Raw genomic sequence first — 12,006 nt, forward strand, 5'->3', positions numbered from 1 at the left:
CTCCCGCCGGGGTGATCGCCAGGTCGGCTCGCGCCCGGAGCCGGGTCACCGGCCGTCGGTACCTCTATGCGGCCAGCTTGCGCAGGTGCTCCTCCTTCGCGTTCCGGGGCCGGCGGTCAGGGGACAGGAATGCTGCGCCGATCTCGCGGGCCTGCTTCAGTCCTGCGGTGCGGTTCGGGGCGTTGTGGTCACCCTCGACGTCGAAGATCAGGTGGCTTTCGACGTCGCTGATGCCGCAGTAGGCGAAGACGCCGACGTCGATCTGGGTGCGCATCGCCTCGTCGTACCCGTACTTGTCGTACGTGCGCTTCTTGGACCCGCCGATGCCGATCAGCGCCGTCGGTATGCCGGGGAGCAGCGCGTTGAGAGGCTGCTTCCCGCGATCGTCGACACCGCTGCCGTACTGGTAGGCCCAGCCGCCGGTGAAGACCCGCTCGATCCAGCCCTTCATCATCGCCGGCATGCTCCACCAGTAGACGGGAAAGACGAAGGCCAGCCGGTCCGCCGCCTCGACCCGACGATGCATCTCGCCGATTCCCGGCGGGATCGGGCCGCCCCAGAAGTGCGCGTGGTCGGCTTCGGTGAAACGGGGATCGAACCCTTCCTGGTGCAGGTCGAGCACGTCGATGGAGTGCCCGGCCTGACGAAACGGATCATGGAAGGCATCCATGACGGCTGCCGGGTACCTGTCGGTGAGCGGGTGGGAGAAGACGGTGAGCAAGTGCATGCGTTTCGGCTCCATCCGGTGGTGGGTGTGGTTCGTGTCGGCCGACGCGCGTGGTCGGAACCGGGATGCGCCGGCGGTCATCGCGCCTGCCGTGTCAGGTTGACGGCTGCGCTCCGAGCGGAAGAGATCGCTCCGGCGCCGAGGTAGGGGGCCGCCGAGGTGGCGCCCTCGAACAGCACCAGCAGTTGCTCGGCGAGTACCTCGTCGGGGCGTCCGGTCTCCTCGGCGATCACGCGGCGAGCCAGCTCCAGCAGGCGCCGGTGATACTCGGCGACGACCGCCGAGACTTCCGGGGTCAGCCCGCCGGTCTCGCCCTGAGCACGCAGGAACAGGCAGCCTCTGGCTCCCTCGGCGGCGACCCAGGTCTCCAGAGCCTCAAACAGCTCCTCGATGCTGTGCACGTCGAACCGCTCGAAGAACCTCGACATCCGCGACTCCAGCACCGCTGCCATCAGCCCGGTCTTGCTGCCGACGTGCTTGTACAGCGTCCGGGTCGACACACTCGCCGCCTCGCACAGCCGGTCCATCCCCGTCCCGGCGAAGCCGTGACGGTCGAAGACCCGCTCAGCGGAGGAGACGATCTCTGCTCGCGTACCAGCCATGCTCCCCAGTGTACAACGTTCGTTTTACATGTGGGGCTGGGAGGGGCGGGGGCTCGGGAGGGTTCTGGGGGCCGGGGGAGTTCCGGCTTGACTCGCACGTGCGGGGGCCACCGCCACGTCGTGCATCTGCGGGGAGGTGTGCACGGGACCAACCCCGCACACGCGGGGACCACCCCTGCGCACGAGGGCGAGAAGACCTGCCCGCGGGACCACCCCTGCATGTGCGGGGACCACTCGGCCGCGCCTTTCACGCTCGCAGAAGAACTGGGACCAACCCCGCATGCGCGGGGACCACCGGCTGACCGCCGACGACGAGGCTAAGCGCCTGGGACCAACCCCGCGTGCGCGGGGAGCACGTGAACCGCGATGTGAACCGGAGCCTTGTGACGGGACCAACCCCGCGTGCGCGGGGAGCACTTGGGGGAGACTCCCAGCTCGGAGGCCATCTGGGGACCAACCCCGCGTGCGCGGGGAGCACACAGCGCTGGTCAGCGGGGCCGATCTACAGGAGGGACCAACCCCGCGTGCGCGGGGAGCACAGGAGCCGACCAGGGGTTTCTTCTCAGCGGTGCACGGATTTTACCCACTTTGCCAAGCTCGGGCTTTTCGGTGATGTCGGGCGAACACGCCCAGCGCGGCTCATCGTTGTCCTCCCGGTTTCCGTCGTGGCCGCCTCGTTCCACCGCTGCCGGACCGGCTCGTAGGCGGTGCTGGGCCATTTTCCTCCAGGGATGCGCGGTGACAAGTGACAGAGGCCGGGCGGGAGTTGACGGTAGCGCTTGGGAGACGTGTGCAGGGGAGGGTCGGGCGTCAGACGATGTCGAGCAGGACCTTTCCTGTGACGCCCTGTTCGAGTGTTGTGTGGGCGTCGGCGGTGCGTTCCAGGGGGAAGCGGTGCAAGGGCAGTCCGGCGTCCTCGCCCACGCGCAGGGCGCCCGCGTCCACGGCTGCCGTGACGTCGGTGAGCGCCTGTTGCTTCGCCGCGGGCGGCACGGTGTAGACGAAGACGCTCTGCCAGCGCAGATTCGCCGAGAGTGAGGAGAGGACGGGGACGGACAGTTCCTCGGTCTCGCCGCCCGAGTAGTAGGCGATGACGGCCCCTTGGGCGGCCACCGCGAGGTCGAGCGCGGTGTTGGCGCCGGGTGCGACCTCCACGACGATGTCGACTCCCGATGGCGCGAACGAGAGGATCTCGGTCGCCGCGTCCTGCGTGCGGTAGTCGACCACCCGATGTGCGCCGGCCGCGTGTGCCAGTGCGGCCTTCGCGGGGCTGCTGACCGTGGTGATCACGCGCGCACCGGCCCAGCGGGCGAGCTGCACCGCGGCGTTGCCGACCGCGCCCGCGCCGCCCGCCACCAGCACGGTCGTGCCGTGCAGAGCGCCGGATGCGAGGCGTCCCGGGCCGGACTCGTGGACGGTCAGCGCGCGGTGTGCCGTCAGCGCGGGGATACCGAGGGCGGCGCCGAGTTCGAACGGGGCGTGGTCGGGCAGGGCGACGGCATGCGCGTCGGGGACGAGCGTGTACTCCTGGGCCGTTCCCCAGGGCCGCTGCCACGCGGCTTCCCAGATCCACACCCGCTGTCCGACGCGCGCCGGATCGACCTGCGGCCCGACGGCGTCGATCACGCCGGCACCGTCCTGGTGGGGCACCTGTTCGTGGACGCCGGGCGGCAGTGCGCGTCGGCGGCTGCGCCAGTCGGTGGGGTTGAGGCCCGAGACGTGCACCCGGACGCGTACCTCGCCGGGGCCGGGCTCGGGGAGCGGTCGCTCGACGAACCGGAGCACTTCGGGGCCGCCGGGAGCTGTCCGGATGACGGATTTCATCTCTCACCTGTCCTTCGCCCGCCCGTGAGGGGCCGTGCCCGGGGCGTGCTGTGCTTCCCGGAGCGGGTGCTCCCGGGGGTGGTGTGGCATGGGCGTCACTGACAACCCGCGTGTGTGGGGGTGTATTCCGAAGGTTCCGGCAGGTTCCGGCTGGTCGGGACCCGGTCGGGGCCGTGTCGGGGCGGCAGGAGGCCCGGGCTGCTCCAGTCGCTTCGTGCGGGGCGCGGCCCTCTGTCCGGTGGGGTGCGGGCACTGCTGACCAACCCCCGCCGGGGCTCGGACACCGCACGCGACCGTGTCGATCAGCTCTGTCCGCAGCCCCGGAGCACGCGGCGCACCGCCCGATGGCATGGACGGAACATCAGCGGAGCCGGAAGCCGGAAGCCGGAGGCCGTCCTGGGGGGAACGCCTTCGCGAACGGGGGAGCCGAGCGCCCCGTGTCAGCCGGGCTCCCGGGCCGTGTCGGTGAGGGTCCACATGGCCAGGAGGTCGAGTGCCTGTCTGGACGAGGAGCCCGGTTCGGCGGTGTAGAAGAAAAGGGTGTTGTCGGGGTCTTCCGGCAGGGTCAGCGTCTCGTATTCCACGGTCAGTTCGCCGACGAGGGGATGGTGGAGGCGTTTGGAGCCGTGGGTGCGCTGGTGGACCCGGTGTTGTTCCCACCAGTAATGGAATGCGGTGCTCTTTTCGCGGAGTTCGGCGATGAGTTCGTTCGTGGCCCGGTCGTCCGGTGCCCGTCCGGCTTCCAGGCGCAGGTTTTCCACGGCGGCGCGTGCCTGTTCCTCCCAGTCGACGAACAGGGACCGGGGTTCTTCGTCGAGGAACATCCAGCGGGCGTAGTTGCGGTGCCGGGCGGGCAGTTGGTCGAAATCGGTGAAGAGGGCCTTCGCCATCCAAGTGGCCGCCAGGACGTCGCTGCGGCGGCCGAGGACCAGGACGGGCTCGCCGTCGAGCGCGTCGACGAGCTGGTGGAGGCCTGGGCGGAGCCTCGGGACGCTCCGGCTGTGACGCCGTGACGGCGCGTCCGTCACCCCGACGAGGGTGTGGACGTAGGCGCGTCCCGCCTCGTCGAGGTCCAGGGCGCGGCAGAGCGCGTCCACGACCCCGGGCGACGGGGTGATCGGGCGTCCTTGTTCGAGCCGGGCGTAGTAGTCGGTCGACACGCCGGCCAGGCGCGCGACCTCTTCGCGGCGCAGGCCCGGAACCCGCCGCGCACGGCTGTCCGGCGGCAGACCGGCCCGCTCGGGATCCCTGTGACTGCGCGCCTTCCGCAGGAAGCTTCCCAGCTCACGGTTGTTGTCGGCCATGCCGCGCAGTATCGCGAACGGGGGCGTTCTCCCGCGTGGGTCTGTGCGTCCTAGGTTGCCGGGTCCGCTGTCGTGCAGGGCCTGCCGGGGGCGCTCGCGGGGGTCGGTGGCGGGCCATGCTGGAGGTACGTCCTCGGGGCGAGCGGCAGAGGACGGAACGCGGCATGCGCACGGCACGAAGGAGCGGCCGAGGCGTTTTCCGGACGGGCGGCCGATGAGCGGACCGACGGTTGGCGCTCTGTTGTTTTCCGTGCCCATTGCGTCATGCCCCGGCCGCTGATTTCCCGGAGCGATGTGCCGTCTGCTCCGGATGTCTCTCCATGGAAAAGGAATGGATTCATGATCAAGGGCAAGGTTCTCATCGTCATGTCGGCCGCGCGTGTGTGGGAGCGCACCGACGGATCGCAGTATCCGACGGGTTACTGGGCGGAGGAACTGGCCGCTCCGCACGAGAAGTTCGTGGAGGCCGGTTACACGGTCGACTTCGCCTCTCCGGGCGGGGTGTTGCAGCCGCTGGACGAGCACAGCGCCGACCCGGCGGTCGCGGGGGAGGAGTGCGGTCGCTACGTGGCGCACGCCCGGAAGGCGCTGGAGGAGTTCGGCCCGCTGCTGAAGCTCGGCGAGGTCGAGAGCGCCGACTACGCCGCGGTGGTGCTGCCCGGCGGCCACGGCCCGGTCGTCGACCTCTTCCAGGACGCCGATCTGGGCCGTCTGCTGGTCGAGGCGGACCGGGAAGGGAAGCTCATCGGTGCGGTCTGCCACGGTCCGGCCGGGCTGCTGAGCGCCAGGGACGAGGACGGCAACTGGCTCTTCGCCGGCCGCAGGATGACGGCGTTCACCGACGAGGAGGAGCAGCTGTTCGGCACCGCCGAGGGCGCTCCGTGGCTGCTCGCCTCCCGGCTGCGGGAGCTGGGCGCCGACCACGTCGCGGGGGCGGCCTACGAGCAGCACAACATCGTCGACGGCAACCTCTTCACCGGCCAGAACCCGGCCTCCAGCACCCGGCTGGCCGAGGACATGATCGCCGCCCTGCGCTGACACCGACCCGGCGCACGAAGGGCGGGCCCCGCGCCCCTGCGAGGGACCCCCTTCGTGCGCCACCGGGGAACCAGCCCGTGGCGCACGCCGACGCCGTGCCGGCCGACGGGGCGGTCGCCCTCGACACAGCGCACGCGGCCCGGCCGACTGGGCGGCGGTTCCTCCCCGCAGCCGGGCCCCCGGGGCCGGTCCGCGGGCCCCTCCGTTCCGGCATCCGCGCCGCCCCGCCGGGGCCGGTGCGTGGCCCCGTGGACTCCTGCCGCTCCTTGCCGATGGCCGAACGGCGCACCTCGGCGGGCCGGGCGGGGATAGACTCCCCGATGACCGTTCGCCGCTGTCCGGCGGTGCCAACGACGCCTCCCGGCAGTGGAGTTGAGGGAGGCGGCGGCCGGGCCGGGGGCCTCCCGCGGAGGGTGCCGTCGGCCGTCCGCCGTGTAAGGGACCGGCCCGCGGGGGTTCGATGAGGGAAGCGGCGCTCGACGTGTGGCGTGCGCTGATCGGCGCTGAGCACGTGCTGGCCGGTCCGGCGGCACCCGCGGCGGCCGGTGGGTGCACGTTCGCCGGGGCGCCGGCCCCGGAAGCCGTCCTGCTGCCCGGTACGGACGAGGAGGCCGCCGCCTGCCTCCGGGCGGCGCACACCCGGCGGATCCGGGTCCACCCCGTGAGCACGGGCCGCAACTGGGGCTACGGGTCCGGGTGTCCGCCGGAGGCCGGAGCGGTGGTGCTGCGGCTCGCCCGGCTCGACTCGGTGCTCGATTTCGACGACGAGCGCGGGCTCGTGCGGGTGCAACCCGGGGTGACCTTCGGCCGGCTGGCCGCCTTTCTCCGCGCGCACGGCGGACGCTGGTGGCCGCCCTCGGTGGGCGCCGGCCCCGATGTGTCGGTCGTCGGCAACGTCCTCCAGCGCGGTCTGGGGCAGGGGCCCTACCGTGAACTGGGCTCCCACGTCGAAGCGTTGACGGGGCTGTGCCCGGACGGGACGGCGTTCGGCGCGGCCACCGGGCGGCCCGGGCCCGACCCGGCCGGGCTTCTGTTCCAGGGCGGGCCCGCCGTGGTGACCTCCCTGACGCTGCGGCTGTGCGCGGCTCCGGCACTGCGGCAGCGCGTCACGTTCCGGGTACCCGATGCGGCGGCTCTGCCGGAGGTGATCGAAGGGGCCCGGGAAATGCTGCGCCACGGCGGGGGCCTGGCCGCGGACGTCCTCGACCGCGCCCGGGTCGCCTCGCAGCGTCCGCCCGGTGCCACCGGCGAAGAGCTGCCCGAACTGCTGACCGGGGCGTGGACCGGCGGGGCCGAACTGTGGGCCCCGGACGAGGACGCCCTCTCGTCGCTGCGCCGCAGGGCCCTGGCCTGGGCCGCCGCGCACGGCGACCGGTGGCACATGACGCCCCCGCGGACGGGCGCACCCGCGCCCGAGGACGGGGACGCCGACCCGTACGCCGGGCTGGCGTGCGCGTACCGGCCCCGGCCCCACGCCTGGCACACGGCACGCTCAGCGGGCACCGCGCCCGACCCGGACCGGGACGGCTGCGGTGTGCTGTGGTACGCGCCGGCCCTTCCGATGCGGGGTGCGGACGTCGCGCGCGTGGTCGGGGCGGTCGACCGGATCTGCGCGGAGGAAGGGCAGGAGGCAGGCATCACCCTGCGCCTCGGGCCGCGTGAACTGTACTGCGTGACCGGCCTGTTCTGGGACCGTGACGAGGCCGGGGCGGACGCCCGCGGCGCACGCTGCCATGCCCGTCTCGTCGAGGAGGGCGCCCGGATCGGGGTGTTCCCGTACCGGCCCGTGCTCGGCGGATGGCCCGAGGAGGCCGTGGACACGGGAACCCGGCAGGTCCTGGCACGCGTGCGGGCCGCACTGGACCCGCACGCGGTGCTGGGCCGGCCTCCGGGCTGAGGCGGCTACATCTTGCCTGCGGCGGTTTTCATGGCGCAGTCCTTGGCGGTGTTCCAGAGGGCTTCGCCCAGCTCCCGCAGGACGATGTCGGGGTGCTCGACGAAGTACCCGGTGGTGCCGTTCCAGGTGTCGATCCCGAAGGGGCCGGGGTCGATCGTCACGGATCCCAGGGTGACGCCGCCGACCTTGACGGTGCCGCTGGCCTCGATACCGACGTGCACGCCGCGTGCGCCGGCTTCGACGGAGAATCCGCCCGAGACGCTGACGTCCAGCATGTCCCCGCTGTGTGCCGACCACGCGGGGGCGGGGATCCTGAACGACAGGGAGGCATGGGCGGACGCCGAAAGACCGGCGCCGGTCACGCTGCACTGCAAGGTGGCCTTGAGGAAGCCGAGGTCGAGGTCGAAATCGAAGAGGAAGCCTTCGCGGCCGAGTTCCGCGTCCAGGGAGAGGGACAGATCGAGAAACTTCACCCTGCCGGAGAGGGCAAGGATCTTCTCGGGAACGGTGCCGTTCTTGATGTCCGCGAGGTCCAGCAGGAACTGCGGGCCCTTGGTGCCCTGGGCATCGGACAGCTTGAGCACGCTGCCGAACTCGATCGGCTTGGCGATATCGCTCTTGGCGTAGATCCCCTTGGTGCTGAAGCGGAGTTCGAAACGCCATTCGTTGCCGAAGAATCCGACATCACCCTTGGCGTAGAAGCCCTGTTCCCATTTCTCGTGCGTGTCGGGGTTCTCCCAGCCGCCGGGTACGGGGACCGCACAGAGCAGCAACTCCTTCAGCACGATCTGCTGGAGGACGTGCAGCACCGAGGGCGGGTCCGGCACGACGATCCGCACGATGTCGTACAGCGAGACCCCCTTGTTCTTGGAGCCGGTGTCGAGTTCGAAGTAGAAGGCCGAGACGGACGGCGGATCGAAACTCCCGAACACCGCCAGCGCCAGATTCGCCTCACCCACGGTGACCGATCCGCCGCCGCCCAGGGAGACGATGCCGTCGGACAGCATCACCTCGACGTAGAAGGCATGGATGTCGAAGCCCTCGATACCGAAGGCGTTCTTCCATGCGGGTCGGTTCGCACCGGTGGCAACCGCCTCGCCGGCCACGGCTCCGTCGCCGGTGAGGAACCTCGCCGGTGAGCCCGTGGCGTCGTGGACGAGCCGCCCGTCCGGGCCGTACCAGGGGTCGGCGGTGAGCAGGGTGCGGCCCGGAGCGTCGAGGGCCAGCGCCGTCTGGTGCGGCTCCAGCGCCCCGGCAGCCGCTTCCGCCGTGGCGGCCGGCGCGAGGACGAGAGCCAACGCGACCGACCAGCCGGTGTCGCCCTTGCGTACCGATCCGCCGCCGGTGAACCGGAGCTTCGGCACGCCGAGTTCGGTGAGGTCGAGGACGAACGTCGTCTCCAGCTCGATCTCGAAATCCGCGGGGACGACCGTCAACGTCAGGCTGCCGAGTCCCGCGGCGGACTGCTCCTCACCGATGACCGCGCGGAACCGCGAACGTGCCACGTCGGCGGCGAGGAGAGCGGACAGCTTGACGGAGTGGGCGTCGGGAAAGAGATGCGTGAGGAACGCCAGCTCCTTTCCGAAGGTGATCTCGGTGAAGAAGGTCAGGCCCTTGTCGAGCTTCTCCGGGAGCGTGGACGGAAGTCCCTTGTCGACGAGTTTCTGGTCGTCCGCCGTGCACACGGCCAGCCCCGAGTTGCGGAATCCGAGGTGGGCCAGGAACTCCAGGTGGTCCGCCCATCCCGGCACGTCACCGGGCGACCAGGACCAGTTGTCCTGCCAGATGGCGGCCACGAAAACGGTCTTCGCCTCGTCCTCGCCGCTCTTGGCGGCCTTTCCGAGGAGGCCCAGCGCCTTGCCGTCGAAATCGACGTCGGTGCTGAGGAGGAGTTCGTACCCGTGTCCCACGCCCACCGTGGCCTTGGGCTGCTTGAGCACGATGGTGGGGAGCCCGTCCGGCAGAGGGACTCCGGCGTCGGCCGTCAACTGCTGGACAAGCGAGGTGAGCCGGACGTCGGGGAGCTTCCCGGTCAGGCTGAACCTGCCGGGGATCTCCCAGACCACATCGAAGCTGATGCTGTTCTTGAGATCGGTGACGGGGGCGAGCTGCGCGGTCGCCGAAAGCTTGGCACTCGTCTCGTGGGAGGATTTTCCGGATTTCCGGCTCTCGCCGGTCTCCTGGCCCTCCGTGCCCGCCTCGGTCTCCCGGACACCCTGGGGCTCCTCGGCCTTCTTGAGCTCCTTGCCCTTTTCTGCCTCGTGGGCCCCGTCCGATTTCCCGCTCTCGGTGTCGGACTTCCCGTCTTCCTCGGTCTTCCGGGACAGCTCCAACGCCGCGTCGGTGAGCGTGATCCTGGCGGCGCCCAGATTCAGCGGCACCTCGCCTTCGGCCTCGGCGTCGAGTGAGAACTCGCCCTTGGTGGGGGTGGCTTCGCCGGCGAACTTCTTCAGCGTGATCTCCGGCACCCCGGTGAGGTCGGCCCGGGGCAGGAAATTCCGTACGACGTCGGCCAGTTCGGCGGTGGTTCCGTCCGCCGGCGAGAGGGTGAGCGTTCCCGGCGGAACCCGGCCCTTGGCCGTCATCCGCACGCTCTGCGCGACGGTGAAATCGCCGTAGGCGACAGCGGACGCGGAACGGCCGGACGTCAGCGGGTTGTCGACCTCCAGCTCTCCGCCGACCTCCGTCACCTTCAGTCGGCCGCCGGCGATCTCCCAGGCGACCTCCGGCTTCGCCACGGCCTTGCCCGTCACCTTCGTCACGGCCTGCCCGAGGTCCGGGAGCCCGGCCGGGTCGAGTGTGACGCTCAGTTCGGTGAGCTGCACGGTGTCGCCCAGCGCGAACCCCTGCCTGGCGAACCGCGCGACGGCCTCGCCCGTCCCCGGCCACGCCTCCAGCTCCCCGACCCCGGCGCCCGCGGGCAGCCGGTCCGCGTCGAGCACGATCGTCCCGCTCCGGACAGGGGCGCTGAGCTGCGCGCCCGTCCCCTGCCCGAGGGTGAGCTGTGCGCCCAGCCGCAGCCCGTAGGAGGTCTCCGCGTTCTCCTTGCGGGAGCCGGCCCACAGGAAGAAGGCGGCCCCGAGGCTGCTCCCGCTGTCCCGGGCGGCCGACGAGAGCTGGATGTCCGCCTTGCCCTCGGCCCTGCCGATCGGCCCGGTCAGCGCGAGTGTGCCGTCGCTGACCGGCAGCAGCGCGGACAGGGCGCCCAGCGCTTCGGGGACCTCGGCCTGCGCCGCGTGGAACGTGAGCCCGGCATCGAGCGCCGGCCGGTCCGGCGTCGCCGGCTGCGGCACCGAGCTGAGATGGAGCCAGGGCTGCCGTGGGAACGCGAGGGACGCGAGGGGGGATTCCTTCGTCTCGGGGAAGGAGACGCTGAACGACCAGCCGTCCCCGAGCGGGAACGGCAGGTGGAGAGAGGGGGTGCCGTCCTTCGGGTCGACGGCCAGCGCGACGTCGGTCACCTGCCGGTCCGCGACGCCCAAAACGGTGGTCTTCCCCGAGAGGAGAACGCCCGTATCGACGTTCCGCGCTCTCACGTTCCACAGGGAGAAGGTGCCTTTCAGCCAGGTGTCGACGAGTTCGGCGGCCTTCCCTCCGCCGAGGTCCCGGGTATGGAGTGTCAGGACCTTCCCTGTGATTCTGGAGGCGATCAGTTGCTGGAGTCCCGCGACATCCATGGTGGCTCAACTCTCCTTTCCGGAACGGCCACGCGGACGGCCGGCCCGCACGGCTTCGGTGTCGTTCTGCAGACTCCGGACGTCGCGGCTCTGCGCGCCCGGCTGAATCAGGTGGTCCTCGGAGCCGCCGACGGCCTCCCGGCCTCCGCCGCCGAGGACGTCCGTGCCGCACTGCGGCCCTATCTCGCAGGCGAGGCACGGGACTTCGTCCGTCTGTTCCCCGTTCCGCTCTGGTCCTTCCTGCACTGGGCGCTGCCGGACGGGGCGCCGCGTGCACACGCCGAGCGCGCGCACGCCCTCGCCCTGCTGCTGCACCTGTGGGACGACCACCTCGTCGACGGACAGCTGCCGCTGACCTTCGCGCGGCTCCATCTGCGCGGTGCGGTGTGGAACGCGTTCACGGCGTCCGCGCGGGCCCTCTGTGCCGGACTGGGCGCCCCCGAGGACCGGGTGCGCGAACACGGCGACACCTACCTGGACGCCGTCACGGCCGCCGGCGACCCGGCCGGGGGACTGGCCGGCCACTGCGCCCTCTTCGAGAGGCAGGCGGCGGTGTGGACGCTGGTTCCCCGGGTCCTGGAGGAGACGGGCACCGCCCCCGGCGGGCTGGTGGCCGTCGTCCGGAACGTGGCCGTGGCCTGGCGGCTCACCGACGATGTGTCCGACCTCCCCGACGACGCGGCCGACCGGGTACGCAGCGGGGTCTGGTACGCGCTCGGCGAGCGGAGCCGTGAGCTGTGGACGCGGGGGCGCGCGGACGCCGTCCCGGAGCAGGAACTGCGGGCAGCGGCGGCGCGGCTGAGGGACCGTGCCGCCGTGCTGCTCCGCGAGGCCGAGGACGCCGCCGGCCGCGCCGAGCTGTCCGGTCTGCGGCAGGAAGTCTCCCTGGCCCGGCAGGGGTTGACCTCCGGGTGAGGCGCGGGTGGGCATCCGGGCG

8 protein-coding genes are annotated in these 12,006 nt (G+C 71.5%); 3 read left to right on the forward strand and 5 right to left on the reverse strand.

The window, feature by feature from the left end; translation table 11 throughout:
- Positions 1–64: 64 nt before the first annotated feature.
- The 4 genes from SCA03_RS10905 to SCA03_RS10920 form a co-directional block, all read right to left on the reverse strand.
- Positions 65–727: an NAD(P)H-dependent oxidoreductase gene (locus SCA03_RS10905; RefSeq protein ID WP_086815288.1), complete on the reverse strand. Its 663-nt coding sequence runs from the start codon at positions 725–727 to the stop codon at positions 65–67.
- 77 nt (positions 728–804) lie between these two features.
- Positions 805–1,329, reverse strand: coding sequence for a TetR/AcrR family transcriptional regulator (locus SCA03_RS10910; RefSeq protein ID WP_030896105.1), 525 nt, complete (start codon positions 1,327–1,329; stop codon positions 805–807).
- A gap of 810 nt (positions 1,330–2,139) precedes the next feature.
- Complete coding sequence (locus SCA03_RS10915) at positions 2,140–3,153, reverse strand: NADPH:quinone reductase (RefSeq protein WP_086815048.1); 1,014 nt, start codon at positions 3,151–3,153, stop codon at positions 2,140–2,142.
- 440 nt (positions 3,154–3,593) lie between these two features.
- Entirely contained in the window at positions 3,594–4,457 is an 864-nt protein-coding gene (locus SCA03_RS10920) for a helix-turn-helix transcriptional regulator (protein ID WP_086815047.1), read from the reverse strand.
- Positions 4,458–4,796: 339 nt separating this feature from the next.
- Between SCA03_RS10920 and SCA03_RS10925 the strand changes: the two genes are divergently transcribed.
- Complete coding sequence (locus SCA03_RS10925) at positions 4,797–5,495, forward strand: type 1 glutamine amidotransferase domain-containing protein (RefSeq protein ID WP_086815046.1); 699 nt, start codon at positions 4,797–4,799, stop codon at positions 5,493–5,495.
- 460 nt (positions 5,496–5,955) lie between these two features.
- Positions 5,956–7,392 (forward strand): FAD-binding oxidoreductase, encoded by a 1,437-nt coding sequence (locus SCA03_RS10930; RefSeq protein WP_086815045.1) that lies wholly within the window; start codon positions 5,956–5,958, stop codon positions 7,390–7,392.
- A gap of 5 nt (positions 7,393–7,397) precedes the next feature.
- Here the strand turns inward: SCA03_RS10930 and SCA03_RS10935 are convergent, their stop codons facing one another.
- The gene (locus SCA03_RS10935) at positions 7,398–11,069 is read right to left on the reverse strand and encodes a hypothetical protein (RefSeq protein WP_086815044.1); all 3,672 of its coding nucleotides are present in this window, start codon (positions 11,067–11,069) and stop codon (positions 7,398–7,400) included.
- A 111-nt stretch (positions 11,070–11,180) separates the two neighbouring features.
- Between SCA03_RS10935 and SCA03_RS10940 the strand changes: the two genes are divergently transcribed.
- Entirely contained in the window at positions 11,181–11,984 is an 804-nt protein-coding gene (locus SCA03_RS10940; protein ID WP_141275341.1) for a hypothetical protein, read from the forward strand.
- Positions 11,985–12,006 lie beyond the last annotated feature (22 nt).

It is taken from the genome of Streptomyces cacaoi (assembly GCF_006539165.1).
In the GTDB taxonomy this organism is placed as follows: domain Bacteria; phylum Actinomycetota; class Actinomycetes; order Streptomycetales; family Streptomycetaceae; genus Streptomyces; species Streptomyces cacaoi.